This is a genomic window from uncultured Arthrobacter sp., assembly GCF_964021775.1.
Classification (GTDB): Bacteria; Actinomycetota; Actinomycetes; order Actinomycetales; family Micrococcaceae; genus Arthrobacter.
Genome location: NZ_CAXHZI010000005.1, coordinates 125,248 through 143,667, shown reverse-complemented (window position 1 = coordinate 143,667; position 18,420 = coordinate 125,248). Strand labels below are relative to the sequence as shown.

The following is an 18,420-nucleotide window of genomic DNA, read 5'->3' as shown; positions in this document are numbered from 1 at the left end:
GGCTAGAAAGAGTGCTCCGGGCCGGGGAAATGGCCCGAGCGGACGTCGTCGCCGTAGGCTTTCGCGGCGTCGCTCAGGGTGGTCCGCAGATCCGCGTACTGCTTGACGAACTTGGCCATCTTCCCGCCGCGCAGCCCGGCCATGTCCTGCCAGACCAGCACCTGGCCGGTGGTCGCATTGCCGGCGCCGATGCCGATGGTGGGGACCTTGACGGCGGCGTCCACGGCAGCCGCCGTCGGCGCCGGAACCATCTCCATCAGCACGCAGAACGCACCGGCGTCGGCGAGGGCGACGGCGTCATCGATCAGCCGCTGTGCGTCGTCGCCGCGGCCCTGGACCCGGTAGCCGCCGAGGGCGTGTTCGCTTTGCGGGGTGAAGCCGATGTGCGCCATCACCGGGATGCCGGCCTGGACCATGGCCCGGACGGTCTCGGCGTAGAACTTGCCGCCCTCAATCTTGACCGCGTGCGCGAGCCCCTCCTTGAGGAACCGCACGCCCGTGGCGACCGCCTGCTGCGCGGATACCTCGTAGCTGCCGAACGGCAGGTCGGCCACCACCAGCGCGCGCCGCGCGGACCGCGTCACCGCCCGGCACAGCGGGATCAGTTCGTCCACGGTGACGGGCAGGCTGGTTTCGTTGCCGAACACGTTATTGGAGGCGGAGTCTCCCACCAGCAGCACCTCGATGCCGGCCGCGTCGAAGATCTCCGCGGTGTACTGGTCGTAGGCCGTCAGCATGGCGAAGCGTTCACCGTTGAGTTTGGCCTGCCGCAGGTGGTGCGTGCGGATCCGGGCAACGGGCTTGGCGCTGCCCGACGCCGGAACCGCGGCTGCGCCGGACTCCGCCGGGACGCCGGATGCGGGGCCGTTGCCGTAGGGGGCGGCGAGTTCTGCGGACATGCTGGATTCGGGGCTGTTGCTGGGGGCCATGCCACGAGCGTAGTGCGATACCCGGGGTCCTAGCTACCCGGCGGTCCGGCGAAGGCCGTCACAAGCAAGGCCCCCTGGCATGGCCGGGGGCCGCCCGGACGCCGGTTCGGCGGACATTGTGTTAACGGCGTGTTACGCCGGTGCGCTACGCCAGCAATCGCCTCAAATGCTTAGTAGAGTGATTCGAGAGCAGCTGCGGGCGCCAGCCAGGACGAGTAGTCGGGACGGGTCCGGGGCACGGACGTAAACCCGGAAAGAGGCACCATGGACCGCCAGCAAGAGTTTGTCCTGCGGACGATCGAAGAGCGTGACGTGCGCTTTGTGCGCCTGTGGTTCACCGACGTCGTGGGATCGCTGAAGTCTGTGGCGCTCGCCCCCGCCGAAGTGGAAGGCGCCTTCGAGGAGGGGCTGGGCTTCGACGGCTCTTCGATCGAGGGCCTGGCCCGCGTCTTCGAATCCGACATGCTGGCCCAGCCGGACCCTTCGACCTTCCAGATCCTGCCGTGGCGCGGCGAGACGGAAGCGACCTCGCGGATGTTCTGCGACATCCTGACCCCCGACGGCGAGCCCTCCGCGGCGGATCCGCGCAACGTCCTCAAGCGCAACCTCGCCAAGGCCGCGGACATGGGCTTCACCTGCTACACCCACCCCGAAATCGAGTTCTACCTGCTCAAGTCCCAGCAGCCCGGCCCGGACGGTGCGCCGGTTCCGGTGGATGAAGGCGGCTACTTCGACCACGTGCCCGGCGGCGTTGCGCAGGACTTCCGGCGGACCGCCGTGACCATGCTGGAATCCGTGGGCATCTCGGTCGAGTTCAGCCACCACGAGGCCGGCCCCGGCCAGAACGAGATCGACCTGCGCTACGCGGACGCCCTGCAGACCGCGGACAACATCATGACCTTCCGCACCGTGATCAAAGAGGTCGCGCTGCAGCAGGGGACTTACGCGACCTTTATGCCGAAGCCGTTCACCGCGCACCCCGGCTCCGGCATGCACACCCACTTCTCGCTGTTCGAGGGCGACACCAACGCCTTCTACGAGGCGGGAGCGGAGTTCCAGCTCTCCGAAACCGCGCGGCAGTTCATCGCCGGCATCCTCAAGCACGCCCCCGAGTTCACCGCCGTGACCAACCAGTTCGTGAACTCCTACAAGCGCCTCTGGGGCGGGGGAGAAGCCCCCAGCTACCTGAGCTGGGGCCACAACAACCGCTCGGCCCTGGTCCGGGTTCCGCTCTACAAGCCCGGCAAGGGCCAGTCCGCGCGGATCGAATACCGCGGCATCGACTCCGCCGCCAACCCGTACCTCGCTTACGCCGTGCTGCTGGGCGCCGGGCTGAAGGGCATCGAGGAGGGCTACCAGCTTCCCGCCGCCGCCGAGGACGACATCTGGTCGCTGAGCTCGGCCGAGCGCCGCGCCATGGGCCACGACCCGCTGCCGGCCAGCCTGCACGATGCGATCCGCACCATGGAGGATTCCGAGCTGATGCCGCAGATCCTGGGCGAGCAGGTCTTCGAGCACTTCCTGCGCAACAAGCGTGCCGAGTGGCAGGATTACCGCCTGCAGGTGACGCCCTACGAGCTGCAGCGCAACCTGGCCATCCTTTAGGCGGCTGCGGTGAGCCTGGCACGGCGCCTCATCGCCGCAGGTTTCAACGACCTGGAGAAGGGCGAGCGGTTCCTGGCTGCCCCGGAACTGGCGGGCCTGGATGAGGATGCCCTGTTCGCCGGGCTGCAGCTGGCCGCCAACCCGGACACGGCGCTGCAGTCCCTGGTCCGGCTGATTGAGAAGCACCCGGACCTGCGCAAGCTGGCCGCGGCCGAACCGGACCGGAGCGAACCGCTGTACCGGGTGCTGGGCGCGTCCGAGGCGCTGGGCGAATTCCTCATCCGGCACCCCGAACACCTGGACGCCTTCCACACGACCGCCAGCCCGGAGCCGCAGGCCGCCGACGCCGGTGAGCTGCGCACCCGGCTGCTGCAGTCCGTCCGCGCCGACCCGAAGGCCGCACGGCCGGTCGCCGCCCTCACCGGGCAGGAGGGCTACGCGGCGCTGCGCACCGCGTACCGGCGGGGCCTGGTGGAGCTTGCCGTCAAGGACCTCTGCGCCGCCGACCCGCTGGACTTCATGCCCGCCGTCGGGGCCGAACTGGCGGACCTGGCCGGCGCCGCGATCGAAGCTGCCCTCGCGGTGTCCCGGGCCGAAGCGGCGGAGCAGTTCAGCGCCGCGGACGTCGCCGACGTCGGACTGGCCGTGATCGGGATGGGCAAATGCGGCGCCCGCGAGCTGAACTACATCTCCGACGTCGACGTGATTTACGTGATCGACCCCGGCGCGCTGGAGGACTCCCGGGCGAACACCATCGGCACCGCCCTGGCTTCGGGGATTTCGCGCGCCATCATGTCCACCAGCCGCGAGCCCGGGCTGTGGGAGGTGGACGCGAACCTCCGGCCCGAGGGGAAGTCCGGGCCGCTGGTGCGCACCCTGGCCTCGCACGAGAGCTACTACGCGCGCTGGGCCGAGAGCTGGGAATTCCAGGCGCTGCTGAAGGCCCGCACCATCGCCGGCGACGCCGCGCTCGGCGCACGCTACGAGGCCGCCGTCGCGCCGCTGATCTGGTCCTCCGCGGGCCGCGAAGGCTTCGTCGAATCAGTGCGCTCGATGCGCCGCCGGGTCACCGAACACATCCCGGCCGAGGAGGAGCAGCGGCAGATCAAACTGGGCCGCGGCGGCCTGCGCGACGTCGAATTCACCGTCCAGCTGCTCCAGCTGGTGCACGGCAAATCGGACGAAACCCTGCGCTGCCGGGACACCACCTCGGCCATCGCGGCCCTCTCCGCCGGCGGCTACATCGGACGCTCCGATGCCAAGGAATTCGACCGCGACTACCGCTACCTGCGCCTGCTCGAGCACCGCATCCAGCTCTTCCAGCTACGCCGCACCCATCTCATGCCGGTCAAGGAAGCCTCGCTGCGCTCCCTCGCCAAAGCCGTGCTGGGCCCGTTCTCTGACGAACGCCCACACCCCGACGCGCTGCTGGCGGCGTGGCGGAAAACCAAGCGCTCGGTACGGGAACTCCACGAACGCATCTTCTACCGGCCGCTGCTGAACACCGCCGCCGCGCTGAGCAGCGAGGAAGCCAAGCTCACGCCCGAAGCCGCGCAGGGCCGGCTCGCCGCGCTCGGCTACCTCGATCCGCGCGGCGCCATGCGGCACATCGAGTCGCTTACCGGCGGGGTCAGCCGCCGTGCCGCGCTGCAGCGCCAGCTGCTGCCGATTCTGCTGGGCTGGCTCGCCGACGGGGTGGACCCCGACGGCGGCCTGCTCGCGTTCCGCCGGGTCAGCGAGGCGCTGGGCACGACGCACTGGTACCTCGGCCTGCTGCGGGATTCGACGGCGGCAGCCGAACGGCTCTGCCACGTGCTCTCCAATTCCCGGCTCATCTCGGACCTGCTGGAGGTCTCGCCGGAATCGGTGGCCTGGCTTGGCTCGGACAAGGACCTGGTCCCGCTCAGCTATGAGGCACAGTGGCTGGAAATCACCTCCAAGATGTCCCGGCACGCGGACCCGGAAAGCGCCATGCGCCTGATCCGGCTGATCCGGCGGCGCGAGATCCTGCGGATCGCCATCGCGGACAGCGCCGGACTGCTGGACCAGGACCAGGTGGGTGCCGCCCTGGCCGACACGGACCGTGCCGCCATGCTCGGCGCGCTCCGGGTGGCCGAGACGGTGGTCACGGCCCGGGAGCCGCTCAAAACCAAGGTCCTGGTGGTGGCGATGGGACGGCACGGCGGCCGGGAGATCGGCTACGGCTCCGACGCCGACGTCATGTACGTGCACCGCGGCCTGCCCGGCGTGCCGGAGGACGAGGCCCAGCAGCAGGCCGCCCGGATCGTCGGCAAACTCTCCAGCCTGCTGACCCAGCCGCTGAAACCGGCGATCCTCGCCGAACGGGTGCTTACGGTGGACGCCGATCTGCGCCCGGAGGGCAAAAACGGGCCGATGGTACGGTCGCTGGAGTCCTACGCCGAGTACTACCGCCGCTGGTCCCTGATTTGGGAGGCCCAGGCGCTGCTGCGGGCCCGGCCGATGGCCGGTGACGACGAACTCGCCGCCGACTTCCTGGCACTGATCGATCCGATCCGCTATCCCGACTCCGTGGCGGACCAGGATGTCCGCGAGGTCAGGCGCATCAAGGCCCGGATGGAATCCGAGCGGCTGCCCCGCGGCGCGGACCCGGCACGGCACCTGAAACTGGGCCGCGGCGGCCTGAGCGACGTCGAATGGCTCGCCCAGCTGCTGCAGCTGCGGCACGCCGGCCGGCATCCGGAACTGCGGACCACCTCCACTGTCCAGGCCCTTGAAGCGGCGGCCGGCCTGGAACTGCTGGAGGCCGGGGAAGTGGTGCTGCTGCTGCGGGCCTGGCGGCTCGCGAGCAGGATCCGCTCGGCCAACGTGATCTGGACCGGGCGCGCCTCGGACCTGCTGCCCTCCTCGCGCCGCGACCTGGAAGCAGTGGCCCGCTGGTGCGGTTACGGCCACGGGAATGCGGCCGAGCTCGAGGAGGACTACCTGCGGCTCAGCCGGCGGGCCCGCGCCGTCTTCGAGCGCGTCTTTTACGGCCAATAGCCGGCCCTGTCCGGCCTCGCCGGGTGCCAGCGGGCAAATGCGGGTAGCCTCGAGGGGTACTTTGCCGGTCCTTGAGGCCGGCTCCCGCACTTACCTAGGGGTTGTTTACCTTGCCCAGACTCCAGCAGACCGGCGCCGCCCGGCCACGGACGGCCACGGTCATCGGAGCGTTGCTGGCCTTCGCCGCTATGCTCCTCGGTGCCTCAGGCGCCGCGGCGGCCCCCTCGGACGCGCGCCCCGCCGCAGGCGCGACGCTCCGGTCCGCCGGTACAGCGCTGCCGGCCGCCGCGCCGTCGAGCCTGTCCGGAAAAACCTTCGTCATCGGCACGGACACCACGTTCGCCCCGTTCGAGTTCCGTGACGCCGGCGGCGAGCTGACCGGCATCGACATGGACCTGATCCGCGAGATCGCCAAGAACCAGGGCTTCGCCGTCGAGATCAAGTCGCTCGGCTTCAACGCGGCCCTGCAGGCGCTGTCCTCCAACCAGGTGGACGGCGTGATCGCCGGCATGTCCATCACGGAACCACGCAAGAAGATCTACGACTTCTCCGACCCCTACTTCGAGTCGGGCGTCCAGATGGCCGTCGCCAAGTCCAACACGGAGATCAAGGGCTACGAGGACCTGCGGGGCAAGACCGTCACAGCCAAGACCGGCAGCGAGGGCGAAACGTTCGCCAAGTCGATTGCCGGCAAGTACGGCTTCACGGTCAAGTCCCTGGACCAGTCCGCCACCATGTACGAACTGGTCAAGTCCGGGAACGCCGTCGCCGTCTTTGACGACTACCCGGTGCTGGCCTACGGCATCAGCCAGAACAACGGCCTCAAGGCCGTGTCCGAGAAGGAAAAGGGCGGCTCCTACGGCTTCGCCGTCAACAAGGGCAAGAACCCCGAATTGCTCAAGGCGTTCAACACCGGCCTGGCGGAGCTGAAGTCCAGCGGCAAGTACCAGGAAATCCTGGACAAGTACCTCAAGGACCCCACGCAGGCCGCCACGTCCAGCTTCTGGGACCTGCTGGCCAACAGCTTCCCCGCCCTGATGAAGGGTCTCGGGAACACCGTGCTGGTCACCGCGATCTCCTTCGCCCTCGCCATGCTGATTGGCCTGTTCATGGGTTTCTTCAAGATTTCCACGTCCGTCATCCTGCGCGGAATCGCCACCACCTTCGTCAATATCTTCCGCGGCACGCCGCTACTGGTCTGGGCTTTCTTCTTCTACTTCGGCATCCCGCAGCTGACCGGACAGCCGATCGACATCTGGGTGGCCGCAGTGCTGACACTGAGCCTGAATTCCGCGGCGTACATCACCGAAATCGTCCGGGGCTCCATCCAGTCCGTGGACCCGGGCCAGCTCGAAGCCAGCCGCAGCCTGGGCCTGGGCTACTCCAAGTCCATGCAAAAAGTCGTGGTCCCGCAGGCGTTCAAGATCATGACGCCGTCCCTTATCAACCAGCTGATCATCATGCTCAAGGACAGCTCGTTGCTGCTCGCCATCGGCTTCGCTGAACTGCTCTACCAGGGCCAGCAGATCTACGCCGGAAACTTCCGGATCACCGAGACCCTGCTGATCGTGGCGGTGCTGTACTTCGTGGTGATCATGCTGCTGACCAAGCTGGCCAACTTCGCGGATAAGAGGTTCAACAAATGAGCACGGCAGTCACTGCACCGAGCAAGATCTCCGTCCGGGAACTGAAGAAGTCCTTCGGCTCCAACGAGGTCCTCAAAGGCATTAACGCCGAAGTCGCCGAAGGCGAGGTGGTGTGCGTGATCGGGCCCTCGGGCTCCGGCAAATCCACTTTCCTGCGCTGCCTGAACAAGCTCGAGGACATCACCGCCGGCCACGTCACGGTGGACGGTTTCGACGTGACCGACCCCAAGGTGGACATCAACGAGGTCCGCCGGCACATCGGCATGGTCTTCCAGCACTTCAACCTGTTCCCGCACATGTCCGTGATCGAGAACATCATGCTGGCACCGGTGGAGTCCAAGAAACAGGGCAAGGACGAAGCACGGGCCAGCGCCCTGAAGCTGCTGGACCGGGTCGGACTCGCCGAGAAGGCGGACGCCCGTCCGGCGTCGCTCTCCGGCGGGCAGAAGCAGCGCGTGGCCATTGCCCGGGCGCTGGCAATGAACCCGGACATCATGCTCTTCGACGAGGCCACATCCGCGCTGGACCCGGAAATGGTGGGCGAGGTGCTGCAGGTAATCAAGGACCTGGCGCGCGAGGGTATGACCATGGTGCTGGTGACCCACGAGATGGGCTTCGCCCGTGAAGTGGCTGACCGGGTGCTGTTCATGGCCGACGGCGTGATCTGCGAGCAGGGCGCCCCGGAGGAGCTGTTCGGCAACCCGCAGCAGTCACGGACCCGGGAGTTCCTGTCCAAGGTGCTCTAGGCTCTTGCCGCCGGGCTGGCCCGCCGGGCTGGCCCGCCGGGCGGCCCGGCGTTGGATACTCTTCTGACATGTCTGAACACGTGTGGCTGATCGCCTTGAAGAACCTCGACGACGATGCCCGCGCCATCAAGCTGGGGGAGGTCGCCGGGCTGGAGCTGGGCGGGGGGCAGCGGATGTTCGTCGGTGATCCGCTGCGGATGATGCTGATGGGCCTCGAAGAGGACTCCCGGTTCCCCTACGTGATGGACGCCAACGGCGCGGCCGTTGGCGTCGCCACGTTGCAGTCCGGGGCCGCACGCGCCGCCGGCTGGGCCGACGACGACTCCGTCTGGTTGCTCCGTGGCTTCCTTGTCGACCGGAGGCAGCAGGGCAAGGGATTCGGCGCCGCCGCGGCGGCAGCGGCCGTGCGGGAAGCCGCCCGGTTGACGGCCGCGCTCGGCGGGGAGCAGCGCGGCGTCGTCCTGTCCGTCAACGAAGCCAATCCCGCCGGCCAGGCCGCCTACCGCAAAGCCGGCTTCGAGGACCGCGGGCAATACTTGGGCGGGGACGCCGGGCCGCAGCGGATCATGTACCGCGAGTTCTGACCAGCGCACGGAACATTCCGCCCGGGATGTTGCGGGCGGGACGCACGTGGGGAGCGGGCGTCCCTTACTTTAGGGTCGCGGCCCACTCCGGATCGAAGTCCGGGTGGTCCTCGTAGCCTGCGGCGAGGATGTTGAGCATGGCGCGGCGGGCCATCGCCAGCTCGCTCTGGGCGTCCGCGCTGTCAACGGTGCCCGATGCGGCCCGCTTATAGCGCGCCAGGATTTCCCGCTTTTGGGCACATTCTGCGCGCATGGGCGCGGCGAGCGGGGGAGCCGCCGGGTGCTCCGTAACGGGGGCGTGCCGGAGCTCTGCTTCTTCCTCGTCGATCCGAGCTTCCAGGAACTCCACAATATCCACACCACGGATTCTGCCATGCCGCTACGCTTGGTGGGCGGTTTCGCCACCTTCGGGCCGATTCTCGTCTGCTGGGATGAGGGCCGTCCGGATGAGCCGGGAGTAGTGCCTGTCATGGGGACCGAGGCGGTCCAGGTAGGACGCCAGGTCCTCCACCCGCTCAATCTGGGACCGCCGCTCCTGGACGAGGGCGAGGAGGTAGCGCCGGTCCCGGGCGGACTGGTCGGCCACACCGCCGGCAAATTCGTTTTCGTCAGCCGTGAGTCGTTCCTCGATGGCGGCGAGAGCCGCGTCCCGGGAGGCCGCTTGGCTGGACGGGATTGCTTCTGCTTCTCCGCCCGGCGCGGACTGACCGGCCGATGATGCTCCCAGGCCATCGAAGCGGTCCAGGCGCGAGTAACCGGGTGCCGGGTCGTCGGCCACAAGGTGGTGGCGTATAAAGCTTCGGAACCGGGACATCACCGCTCCTCGATGTAGTTCCTAAGACCAAGCGTAGCCTCGAACGCGGGAGACGGACCGCTAATTATCTCCAGGTGCGGCACCGAGCGGCTTGACGGGGGAACGCGGGCGAGGGCTGGAATCGCCTAGTTTCCGCGGAATGGTGGTCGGGCGCGGTTGGCCAGATTTATCCAGCCGTCGCTGGTTCCGGAACCGTTAGGAACGGCTGACGCAACGACTGGCGGTGGCGTCTGCGTGCGGAAGTTAGCGGACGATGAACGTCCGGCTGATCTTGAAGATTGTTGGGTCGTCCTTGGTGTTATGGACGCGGACAACCCATTTTGTACCTTTAGGACCCCATGCTGCGTGGGTACTGTTCCAGCCGCCGGCGACGTAGTGGCCGTTCTGGTACCAGCGGTACCTCAGGTTTGCGCCCTTGGGCCAGCCGTACTTGTTTGCGCGCAGAACGGTCCCAGCCGACACGTACACTGTGGACTTTCCGACTAGGCACTGCTGGCCCGGCGGGCACACAGCGGCGCTGGCAGGGGCCGCGGTGATGAGTCCTCCGGCGCCCATTGCAACGGAAAGGACGGCGGCGGCTGCCGCTTTGCGGAATATCAATCGTTTCAACGCTGGCACGGTTCCCCGCACCTCCTGTCGGTGGTTGGCAGATAAAACTTAGGCTGCTGAACGCTTCCGACATACACCGTCTAAGGCGCCCCCAAGCATGAGTATAACCACAGGGCTAACACTGGAATCGCGGGCGCATGCATACGGGCGGCTGAACTCGCTGACTGGGAAGCGCGGCAAAGCTGCTCGTGACACAACGAAAGGCCGGCCCGAGGTTTGAAACCTCGGACCGGCCTTTCGTTGTGCCTATGAACTAGACGCCGTAGTAGAGCTCGAACTCGTACGGGTTCGGGCGCAGTGAGAGCGGACGGATCTCGTTCTCGTACTTGTACTCGATCCAGGTGTCGATCAGGTCCTGGGTGAAGACGCCGCCGGCCTGCAGGAACTCGTTGTCCTCGGCCAGGGCTTCCAGGGCTTCCTCGAGCGTGCCCGGAGCCTTGGGGATGTCCTTGGCTTCCTCGGCGGGGAGCTCGTAGAGGTCCTTGTCGATCGGAGCCGGCGGTTCGATGCGGTTGCGGATGCCGTCGATGCCGGCCATCAGCTGGGCAGCGAACGCCAGGTACGGGTTGGAGGAGGGGTCCGGCGCGCGGAACTCGATGCGCTTGGCCTTCGGGTTGGATCCCGTGATCGGGATACGGATACCAGCGGAGCGGTTGCCCTGCGAGTAGACCATGTTGACCGGAGCCTCGAAGCCCTTGACCAGGCGGCGGTAGGAGTTCACCGTGGGGTTGGTGAAGGCCAGCACGGCGGAAGAGTGCTTCAGCAGGCCGCCGATGTACCAGCGGGCGGTGTCGGACAGGCCGGCGTAGCCCTTCTCGTCGTAGAACAGCGGCTCGCCGCCGTTCCACAGCGACTGGTGGCAGTGCATGCCCGAGCCATTGTCACCGAAGACCGGCTTCGGCATGAAGGTGACCGACTTGCCCCAGGCATCCGCGGTGTTCTTGATGACGTACTTGAACTTCTGCAGGTCATCGGCCGCGTGGGTCAGCGTGGTGAACTTGTAGTTGATCTCAGCCTGGCCGGCGGAACCGACCTCGTGGTGGCTGCGCTCGACCTCAAGGCCGGCCTCGTCCAGCGCGATGCACATGGCGTCGCGCAGGTCGGCCTGCTTGTCCGTCGGGGAGACCGGGAAGTAACCGCCCTTGACCGGGGTCTTGTAGCCGAGGTTGCCGCCCTCTTCCTCGCGGCCGGTGTTCCAGTGGGCTTCCTCGGAGTCGATCTTGTAGAAGCTGCCCTGCGGGGATGACTGGTACTGGACGTTGTCGAAGACGAAGAACTCGGCCTCGGGGGCGAAGAACGCGGTGTCGGCGATGCCGGTGGAAGCCAGGTAGGCCTCGGCCTTCTCGGCCACGCCGCGGGGATCGCGGTGGTACGGGTCACCCGTGCGGGGGTTCACGATGGAGAAGTTCAGCGCGAGCGTCTTCTCGATGCGGAAGGTGTCAACGAACGCCGTCGTGACGTCCGGGATGAGCTGCATGTCCGACTCGGCGATGCCCTGGAAGCCGCGGATCGACGATCCGTCGAAGAGCTGGCCGTTGACGAAGAAGTCCGCGTCAACGCTCTTGGCGGGGACGTTGAAGTGCTGCTGAACGCCCGGGAGGTCGGTGAAGCGGATATCAACGAATTTGATGTCTTCGTCTTTGATGAACTTGAGGACTTCGTCCGCAGTCTTGAACATCTATGCTCCTTACGCATATGAAAGATCTGGCCGTCAGGCCGTGTGGTCCAGCGCAGTCCAACGGCGGGGAAAACGCAGTGTCCACCCCGCCTACGATGCCGCTAGCAACTGTTACCACCCTAAGGACACGGGATTTCCCCACGGTGTCCGCTTTGTTTCGGGCAGGTTACAGAATGCGCTGACGTGTTAAAGCTAGTCGCTGTCCACAGTGTGGCCTATCCGGGTCCGCTCTGTGGCCGGGAAGCGTCCATATTGTGAACAGCCCGTTGCCCTGCCTGGGAGCCGATAGGCTTGAAGGGTGGTTGATCGCAAAGATATAGGCTCCTGGCTCAGCGGACCGGACACGTCCGGCATCTCCAAGTACCCGGGGGAGCGGCTGGGCCTGCCCGAGTCAGGACCGGGCTCCATCGCCCGCGCGGGCCGCCGGATCCTGGCCATCTGCATCGACTGGGGGATCGCCCTGCTGATCAGCAACTTCGCCTTCGCCGGAAACCCCTGGGCGAACCTGGCGGTCTTCGCCGTCGAACAGGCCCTGCTGGTTGGAACGCTGGGCTACAGCATCGGCCACCGCATCGTGGGCATCCACGTCGTCCGGCTCGACGGCGGTCCCGCAGGACCGCTCCCGGCGCTGGTCCGCAGCGTCCTGCTTTGCCTGGTGGTCCCCGCCGTCATCTTCGATCCGGACCACCGCGGCCTGCACGACAAGGCCATGAATACCGTCCTCGTCCGGATGTAACGGTCGCCCAGCACCGAACCTTCGGCGATTTGCCGGAGATGGCCGGTATCCCACACCGCCTGGCGGCCATTTGTGGCTAATCGACGAGGCCGCGGACCTAGACCCGCGCCTGCTCGGGAACCGGGGTCGGCTCTGCCGTGCCGGTGCGGACACTGAGGTGCCCGCGGCGTCCGGCCCATCGTTCAAACCAAATCGTGGCGAACGGCAGGACCGCGGCGAGCCCGGCGAGGAACGCCACCCGGAACGGCCAGCGCTGCAGCCGCCACAGCGACAGGGCGGCCAGGCCGTAGCCGATGAAGAACGCCCCGTGCACCGGTCCGGCAATTTCAACGCCCAGTTCGGTGGTCCGGAGCACCCACTTGAGGAACATCCCCACCAGCAGCGCCGCCCAACTGAAGGCTTCGGCTACGGCCAGGGTCCGGAAAATCCTGATCACGGCGGTCGTCGGGGGAAATTTCATGAGGGGCAGTCCTCTGCTGTGGATCGTCGGGGTGGGTCGACGGGGTGGGTCGTCAGGATGGGCGGTGCGCGGACGCCGGCGCACGGCGTCGGCGTCGTTAGTCGGATCGCTGGGGGCGGCGCGGGTTAAAGCGGGACGCCCCGGCTGCCGGCGTGGTGCCGGTAACCGGGGCGTCCCGGAAAACTCTTTGCCAAGGTCCGCACCTAGCGGCCGCGCGCCGCCTTGCGGTCCGGGCGGGCCTTGTACGGGTCGATGCCCTTGGGGATCGGAAGGCGGTTGCCGAGCGAGGAAATACGCTTCGAAACGGTGCTGACCTCGGTCTTGGTCAGTTCGTTCTTCATCTTGCCCATCTTCTTCGCGACCTGGCTGATCGGCACCTGGCCCTCGCCCCGGCCGCTCTCGATCACGTGGATGGTGACGTTGGGCAGGATCCGGGCGAGGCGCTTGCGTTCGCCGTCGAGCAGCGGCTTGACCCGGTGACTGGGGCCCTCGCTGACCAGGACGACGCCGGGGCGTCCGATGGCGCGGAAGACGGCGTCCTGGGTGCGCGGGTTCACGGCGACCGGCTGGTCCTCGGTAATCCAGCCGCGGCGCAGCGTGCCCAGCGCGGCGCCCGAGGCGCCCGGCTGGTTTTCGATCTGCGCGAACGCGGCGCGCTCGGCGCGGCGGGACAGGATCAGGGTGGCGGCCAGGATGCCCAGCGGAATGCCGATGATCAGGCCGGTGATCCAGTTATCCAGCAGGAAGCCGACCAGGAAGCTGACCGCGACGACGCCGAGGAAGGCCAGCAGCATCAGCCACGGCACCATCGGATCGTGCCGGCGGGTCATCTGGAAGACGTCGCGGATCTGCTTCAGCCGGCTCGGCTTCTTGACCTTTGCTTCCTTGGGCTTGCGGGAAAAAAGGCCACGCTTCGGCTCAACGGCAGAAGAGCCGTGGGCTGAAGAGCTGGGCATGCGGGGGTCAGGGGAATTCGCCATAGTGCCTTAATTCTACGTGATGCACGGCTCAGGGCCGGACACCGGATTGCTCCGGAGCCGGCCCTGGGCGGCAAGGGGGTGCGGGTGGATCAGGAGTGCGCTGCGAGCAGTGAGCTGGCTTCCTGTCGGGTGCTGCCGGAGCTTTCGATGTGCGCGAGGGCGGCGGGGATTTCCCAGCCCTTCTTCCGCATCGCGGTGGCCCAGAGCCGGCCGGCGCGGTAGGAGGAGCGCACCAGCGGTCCGGACATCACGCCGAGGAAACCAATCTCATCGGCTTCCTGCTGCAGGTCCACGAATTCCTGCGGCTTGACCCAGCGGTCCACCGGGAGGTGGCGTTCGGAGGGGCGCAGGTACTGGGTGATGGTGATCAGGTCGCAGCCGGCCTCGTGCAGGTCACGCAGCGCCTCGGAGATCTCCTCGCGGGTCTCGCCCATGCCCAGGATCAGGTTGGACTTGGTGACCATGCCGAGCTTGCGGCCCTGCGTGATGACGTCCAGGGAGCGCTCGTACCGGAACGCGGGGCGGATGCGCTTGAAAATCCGGGGCACCGTCTCGACGTTGTGCGCGAAGACCTCGGGCTTGGAGTCGCAGATCGCGGCGATGTGCTCGGGTTTGCCGGAGAAATCCGGGATCAGGAGTTCGACGCCGGTACCCGGGTTCAGTTCGTGGATCTTCCTGACCGTCTCCGCGTAGAGCCAGACGCCCTCATCGGCGAGGTCGTCGCGGGCCACGCCGGTGACGGTGGCGTAGCGCAGCTGCATGGCCTGGACCGAACGGGCCACCTTGGTGGGCTCAAACATGTCCACGGGAGAGGGCTTGCCAGTGTCGATCTGGCAGAAGTCGCAGCGCCGGGTGCATTCGGAGCCGCCGATCAGGAAAGTGGCTTCCTTGTCTTCCCAGCATTCGAAGATGTTGGGGCAGCCGGCCTCTTCACACACCGTGTGCAGGCCTTCCTTCTTCACCAGGTTCTTGAGCTGGACGAACTCCGGGCCCATCTGGACTTTGGCCTTGATCCATTCGGGCTTACGTTCCACCGGGGTGGCCGCATTTCGCTGCTCAATGCGCAGCATCTTCCGGCCTTCTGGTGCCAGTGTCACAGTAGGGCTCCTTCATGGGTTGCAACTAGGGCTTCTTCATTGTTGCGCAGTTCCTCAGTGATCCGCGACACGAGGTCCGCCGGGGTGACGTTCCGGCCGGTCTCCTGCGCGATCGTGGTGACGCCGGCGTCGGTGATGCCGCAGGCAATGATCTGGCCATAGGGGGCCAGATCGTTGTTGCAGTTGATCGCAAAGCCGTGCATGGTCACGCCTTCGTGGACCCGGATGCCGATGGCGGCGATCTTGCGCGCCGGGCCTTTCTCATCCTGTTCGATCCAGACGCCGGCGCGGCCCTTGATCCGGACGGCGTCGATGCCGTAATCGGCGAGGACGGCGATGATGACGGCTTCGAGGCGCTCCACGTAGTCGCGGATGCCGGCCGGGTTCTTCAGTTTGATGATGGGATAGCCCACCAGCTGTCCGGGGCCGTGCCAGGTCAGCTTTCCGCCGCGGTCCACGGGCACCACGGGGGTCCCGTCGAAGGGACGTTCGTGGTCCTCGGTGCGTTTACCTGCGGTGTAGACCGGGGAGTGTTCGAGCAGCAGGACGGTGCTGGGGGCGGTTCCGGCGAGGACTTTCCCGTGGAGTTCGCGCTGGATGTCCCAGCCGCGGGTGTAGTCGACGAAGTCCGGAGCGAGACCCAGCCGGGTGAACTCAAGAGTCATGGCATCCAGCTTAGTCCTCGGCCGTCCCGCCCACCGATTCTGTGGCGAACCTCTCACGCCTGTGGATAACTTCTGCAGGGATGCCGAAGATCCGCTATTCCTGAACCATGGATGATTTCGAACGGTCCGCGCCACCTGACTGCGCAGCTGATCCCGCACCGGTTCCGGAGGTTGCCGGTTACGACGTCGGACGGCTGCTGGGACGCGGCGGCACCGCCGGCGTCTGGCTCGCCACTGACCGGATGACGCGGTGTGACGTCGCGTTGAAGTGTTTCGTCGGGCCGCCGGGGCAGGCGCCGCCGGGTCCGGGACGGGCCGCGGATGCCGAGGAATCGGTGCGGCGCGAGGTGCTGATCCTCTCCGCCCTCGACCATGAGCATCTCGTTAAGGCGCACGCCGTGCTGCGGGTAGGTTACGCAAACGGCGGGGTCGGGCTGGGCCTCGTGCTGGACTATGCCGCCGGGGGATCGCTGGGGCAGCTCCTCTCGGCCCGCGGCAGCCTGGCGGCGGGGGAGGCCGTCACCATCCTGACCCCGATCGCGCAGGCCCTGGCCTACCTGCACGCCAAGGGTTTCACGCACGGCGATGTGTCACCGGGAAACGTGCTGTTCACTGCCCAGGGCAAGCCGCTGCTGGCAGACCTGGGCGTGGCTCGGATGCTGGCAGACCCGCAGGAGTCCGGCCGTGCCGGCACGGACGGGTTCCATGACCCGGCCCCGGTTGATGCGGTCCGCGCCGGACTCCAGCCCGAACGCGACGTCTACTCGCTGGCCGCGCTGGGCTGGTTTTGCCTCACCGGCCGGGCGCCCGAGCCGGAACCGCAGCGTCCGCCCCTGCCGCTGCTGGTCCCGACGGTTCCGGCCAGCCTGGCCGACGCGCTCGAAGCGGGACTGCGTGCCGACCGCCGCCAGCGGCCCTCCGCGGCGGAGCTCGCCGCCGCAATATTCCGCAGCGTGCCGCCGGCGCCCGTCGACCTCTCGGTCTCGGTGCATCCGACCGTCGTCCCGCAGCTCCTGACCCGGCGCTCTGTTCCTGCCAGCGCGCGGGAACGCCGGGCGGCACGACTCCGGGACCGGAAGCGCCGGAGTGCACCTCCGGCGGATCCGGGCCCGCCGGATCAGGTCCCGGCGGGACGCAGTGCGCGGCACGCCGCGGGCCCCCTCCGCGGCCTGAACCAGAGCGCCAGGATCCGCCGCGGCCCGGGCCGCCCAGGCCCGGTCCGCCGTGGCCCGGGCCTCCGGCGGGCAACCGCTGCGTTCGTCACGGCCGTGTGCGTCGCGGCGGCGGGTGTCTTCGGGACGTTGCTGCTGGCCGGGAGGCTGGCTGCCGGTGAATGGGCGCCGGAGGTCCGGCCGTCGTCCGTACCCTCGGCCCGGCACAACACGACGCCGGTTCCCGGCACGACGCCGGTTCCCGCCACGGCCCGGGCCGTGCCGGCTGGACTGCAGGAGCTGCTCGCCGCAGCGAAGCCGGAAGACGCCGTCCGCGGGCTCGCGGGGTTGCGTTCCTACGCGCTCTCCACGGGGAACCTTGGGCTGCTCGACCAGGTCAACGCCCCGGCGTCGCCGGCGGCCGCCGCGGACGCCGGCGTCGGTTCCCGGCTGGCGAAGACCGGGCATGTGCTGGACGGCTTCGAAACGCGCCTGAGCCTGGTGCAGCGCCGGCCCGAGAGCACTGCGGCGCGGGCGGTCGTCGCGGTCAGGGTGGCCTCGCCGCCCTACCGGGAACGGGATGCCGAGGGAACAGTGGTCGCCGAGGCGGCCGCCGTCGGCGAGCAGCGGCTTCGCCTGGTGCTGGTGCCGGTGGACGGCAAATGGCGGATCCAGGAGATCCTGCCCGCCGCCGGGAGCTAGCCCGACGGCGTCCGGCGATACCGTTAGCCGCGGCGCCGCTTAGCTGCGGTACCGATTAGCCGGGCTTGCCGCTTAGCCGCGGTCCGCGACCCATGCCGCTGCCTGGGCCAGCGAGGGGTGCTGCCACTGGAACCCGGCCCCGGCCAAGGCGGCGGGCTCCATCCGCTGGCTGGCGAGCAGCAGTTCGTTGGCCAATTGCCCCATCACCAGGCGCAGCACGGGAGCGGGTACCCGCAGCACGGCCGGCCGGTGGAGTGCTTCGGCCAGCCGGGCGATCAGCGAGTTCACGTCCGCGCTTTCCGGGGCACAGACATTGACCGGGCCGGCCAGCGGTGCGGTCAGCAGGAACTCGAACGCGCCCGCCACGTCCGGCAGCGTGATCCACGGCCAGTACTGCCGGCCGTTGCCCAGCGGACCGCCTACGCCCAGGCGCAGCAACGGCAGCAGCCGGCCGAGGGCGCCCCCGGTGCGGCTCAGCACGACGCCCGTGCGGGCGGTGACCACGCGGACCCCGGCCGGCGCCTCGTGGGCGGCGGCTTCCCAGTCGACGCAGATCCGGGCCAGGACACCGCTGCCGGCCGGGGCGCTCTCCTGCAGCACAGCAGGTCCGGCGTTGCCGTAGTACCCGGAGGCGGACTGGCTCAGGAAGACCGGCGGCGGGGTGTCCATCCGGGCCATCGCCGCCGTCAGGATCCGCGTCGGGCCCAGCCGCGAGGCGCTGAGCTCGTTGATCCGCCGCCGCGTCCAGGGCCGGTCGCCGATCCCTGCACCGGAAAGGTTGATGACGGCGTCGGCGCCCTTGAGGGCCGTGTCGTCAATGCGTCCCTCGGCAGGGTCCCAGCGGAACTCGGTGGCGGACGCGGGCGCCCGCCGGACCAGGCTGGCGACGTCGTGGCCGCTGCCGCGCAGCGTGCTGGAAAGGGCCGTTCCGATCAGCCCGGAGGCGCCGGCAATAAGGATTCGCATGATCCATCTCACCATGCCCGGCACGGCAGGG

Annotated in this window: 17 protein-coding genes; 7 read left to right on the top strand and 10 right to left on the bottom strand. The window is 68.0% G+C overall.

Going from position 1 to position 18,420, the window contains the following annotated elements; all coding sequences use genetic code 11:
- Positions 1–2 precede the first annotated feature (2 nt).
- A complete protein-coding gene (gene panB, locus ABIN76_RS07330) occupies positions 3–929 on the bottom strand; it encodes a 3-methyl-2-oxobutanoate hydroxymethyltransferase (protein ID WP_346959046.1) in 927 nt (308 codons plus the stop codon).
- A gap of 264 nt (positions 930–1,193) precedes the next feature.
- On the opposite strand from panB, the gene glnA (ABIN76_RS07325) reads away from it, so the two are divergent.
- The 5 genes from glnA (ABIN76_RS07325) to ABIN76_RS07305 all read left to right on the top strand — a co-directional run bounded on the left by glnA (ABIN76_RS07325) (position 1,194) and on the right by ABIN76_RS07305 (position 8,531).
- A complete protein-coding gene (gene glnA, locus ABIN76_RS07325) occupies positions 1,194–2,534 on the top strand; it encodes a type I glutamate--ammonia ligase (RefSeq protein ID WP_138769615.1) in 1,341 nt (446 codons plus the stop codon).
- Between the two features lie 9 nt (positions 2,535–2,543).
- Entirely contained in the window at positions 2,544–5,555 is a 3,012-nt protein-coding gene (locus tag ABIN76_RS07320) for a bifunctional [glutamine synthetase] adenylyltransferase/[glutamine synthetase]-adenylyl-L-tyrosine phosphorylase (protein WP_346959045.1), read from the top strand.
- Between the two features lie 188 nt (positions 5,556–5,743).
- Positions 5,744–7,201 (top strand): amino acid ABC transporter substrate-binding protein/permease, encoded by a 1,458-nt coding sequence (locus tag ABIN76_RS07315; RefSeq protein WP_346959135.1) that lies wholly within the window; start codon positions 5,744–5,746, stop codon positions 7,199–7,201.
- A complete protein-coding gene (locus ABIN76_RS07310) occupies positions 7,198–7,947 on the top strand; it encodes an amino acid ABC transporter ATP-binding protein (RefSeq protein WP_346959044.1) in 750 nt (249 codons plus the stop codon). Before ABIN76_RS07315 ends, ABIN76_RS07310 begins: the two co-directional genes overlap by 4 nt.
- Positions 7,948–8,015: 68 nt before the next feature.
- Entirely contained in the window at positions 8,016–8,531 is a 516-nt protein-coding gene (locus tag ABIN76_RS07305) for a GNAT family N-acetyltransferase (RefSeq protein WP_346959043.1), read from the top strand.
- 64 nt (positions 8,532–8,595) lie between these two features.
- Here ABIN76_RS07305 and ABIN76_RS07300 read toward each other — a convergent pair whose 3' ends face one another.
- The 4 genes from ABIN76_RS07300 to glnA (ABIN76_RS07285) all read right to left on the bottom strand — a co-directional run bounded on the left by ABIN76_RS07300 (position 8,596) and on the right by glnA (ABIN76_RS07285) (position 11,632).
- A complete protein-coding gene (locus ABIN76_RS07300; RefSeq protein ID WP_346959042.1) occupies positions 8,596–8,889 on the bottom strand; it encodes a DUF6221 family protein in 294 nt (97 codons plus the stop codon).
- 21 nt (positions 8,890–8,910) lie between these two features.
- Complete coding sequence (locus ABIN76_RS07295) at positions 8,911–9,345, bottom strand: hypothetical protein (protein WP_346959041.1); 435 nt, start codon at positions 9,343–9,345, stop codon at positions 8,911–8,913.
- Between the two features lie 243 nt (positions 9,346–9,588).
- Positions 9,589–9,807 carry a hypothetical protein gene (locus tag ABIN76_RS07290; RefSeq protein WP_346959040.1) on the bottom strand — a complete coding sequence of 73 codons (219 nt, stop codon included), beginning with the start codon at positions 9,805–9,807 and terminating at the stop codon, positions 9,589–9,591.
- Between the two features lie 400 nt (positions 9,808–10,207).
- On the bottom strand, positions 10,208–11,632 hold the full coding sequence (glnA, locus tag ABIN76_RS07285; protein WP_138769611.1) for a type I glutamate--ammonia ligase: 1,425 nt from the start codon (positions 11,630–11,632) through the stop codon (positions 10,208–10,210).
- A gap of 298 nt (positions 11,633–11,930) precedes the next feature.
- On the opposite strand from glnA (ABIN76_RS07285), the gene ABIN76_RS07280 reads away from it, so the two are divergent.
- The gene (locus ABIN76_RS07280; protein WP_346959039.1) at positions 11,931–12,368 is read left to right on the top strand and encodes an RDD family protein; all 438 of its coding nucleotides are present in this window, start codon (positions 11,931–11,933) and stop codon (positions 12,366–12,368) included.
- 97 nt (positions 12,369–12,465) lie between these two features.
- On the opposite strand, the gene ABIN76_RS07275 is transcribed toward ABIN76_RS07280, so the two are convergent.
- The 4 genes from ABIN76_RS07275 to lipB all read right to left on the bottom strand — a co-directional run bounded on the left by ABIN76_RS07275 (position 12,466) and on the right by lipB (position 15,570).
- A complete protein-coding gene (locus ABIN76_RS07275) occupies positions 12,466–12,828 on the bottom strand; it encodes a DUF3817 domain-containing protein (protein ID WP_346959038.1) in 363 nt (120 codons plus the stop codon).
- 203 nt (positions 12,829–13,031) lie between these two features.
- Positions 13,032–13,808: a DUF4191 domain-containing protein gene (locus ABIN76_RS07270; RefSeq protein ID WP_346959037.1), complete on the bottom strand. Its 777-nt coding sequence runs from the start codon at positions 13,806–13,808 to the stop codon at positions 13,032–13,034.
- Between the two features lie 89 nt (positions 13,809–13,897).
- A complete protein-coding gene (gene lipA / locus ABIN76_RS07265; protein WP_346959036.1) occupies positions 13,898–14,905 on the bottom strand; it encodes a lipoyl synthase in 1,008 nt (335 codons plus the stop codon).
- Positions 14,902–15,570, bottom strand: a complete 669-nt coding sequence (lipB, locus tag ABIN76_RS07260; RefSeq protein ID WP_346959035.1) for a lipoyl(octanoyl) transferase LipB — start codon at positions 15,568–15,570, stop codon at positions 14,902–14,904. Before lipB ends, lipA begins: the two co-directional genes overlap by 4 nt.
- A 107-nt stretch (positions 15,571–15,677) precedes the next feature.
- Here lipB and ABIN76_RS07255 point away from each other — a divergent pair, with 107 nt between their 5' ends.
- Positions 15,678–17,423 carry a serine/threonine-protein kinase gene (locus ABIN76_RS07255; protein WP_346959034.1) on the top strand — a complete coding sequence of 582 codons (1,746 nt, stop codon included), beginning with the start codon at positions 15,678–15,680 and terminating at the stop codon, positions 17,421–17,423.
- A gap of 72 nt (positions 17,424–17,495) precedes the next feature.
- Here ABIN76_RS07255 and ABIN76_RS07250 read toward each other — a convergent pair whose 3' ends face one another.
- Complete coding sequence (locus tag ABIN76_RS07250; RefSeq protein WP_346959033.1) at positions 17,496–18,389, bottom strand: TIGR01777 family oxidoreductase; 894 nt, start codon at positions 18,387–18,389, stop codon at positions 17,496–17,498.
- Positions 18,390–18,420 lie beyond the last annotated feature (31 nt).

Bases quoted from the DNA above. Each gene is read 5' to 3' on its own strand.
- ABIN76_RS07255 (WP_346959034.1), top strand. From the start codon at position 15,678: ATGGATGATTTCGAACGGTCCGCGCCACCTGACTGCGCAGCTGATCCC.
- ABIN76_RS07310 (WP_346959044.1), top strand. From the start codon at position 7,198: ATGAGCACGGCAGTCACTGCACCGAGCAAGATCTCCGTCCGGGAACTG.
- glnA (WP_138769611.1), bottom strand. From the start codon at position 11,632: ATGTTCAAGACTGCGGACGAAGTCCTCAAGTTCATCAAAGACGAAGAC.
- ABIN76_RS07270 (WP_346959037.1), bottom strand. From the start codon at position 13,808: ATGGCGAATTCCCCTGACCCCCGCATGCCCAGCTCTTCAGCCCACGGC.
- ABIN76_RS07275 (WP_346959038.1), bottom strand. From the start codon at position 12,828: ATGAAATTTCCCCCGACGACCGCCGTGATCAGGATTTTCCGGACCCTG.
- ABIN76_RS07295 (WP_346959041.1), bottom strand. From the start codon at position 9,345: ATGTCCCGGTTCCGAAGCTTTATACGCCACCACCTTGTGGCCGACGAC.
- ABIN76_RS07250 (WP_346959033.1), bottom strand. From the start codon at position 18,389: ATGCGAATCCTTATTGCCGGCGCCTCCGGGCTGATCGGAACGGCCCTT.
- ABIN76_RS07305 (WP_346959043.1), top strand. From the start codon at position 8,016: ATGTCTGAACACGTGTGGCTGATCGCCTTGAAGAACCTCGACGACGAT.
- glnA (WP_138769615.1), top strand. From the start codon at position 1,194: ATGGACCGCCAGCAAGAGTTTGTCCTGCGGACGATCGAAGAGCGTGAC.
- panB (WP_346959046.1), bottom strand. From the start codon at position 929: ATGGCCCCCAGCAACAGCCCCGAATCCAGCATGTCCGCAGAACTCGCC.
- lipB (WP_346959035.1), bottom strand. From the start codon at position 15,570: ATGACTCTTGAGTTCACCCGGCTGGGTCTCGCTCCGGACTTCGTCGAC.
- ABIN76_RS07315 (WP_346959135.1), top strand. From the start codon at position 5,744: ATGCTCCTCGGTGCCTCAGGCGCCGCGGCGGCCCCCTCGGACGCGCGC.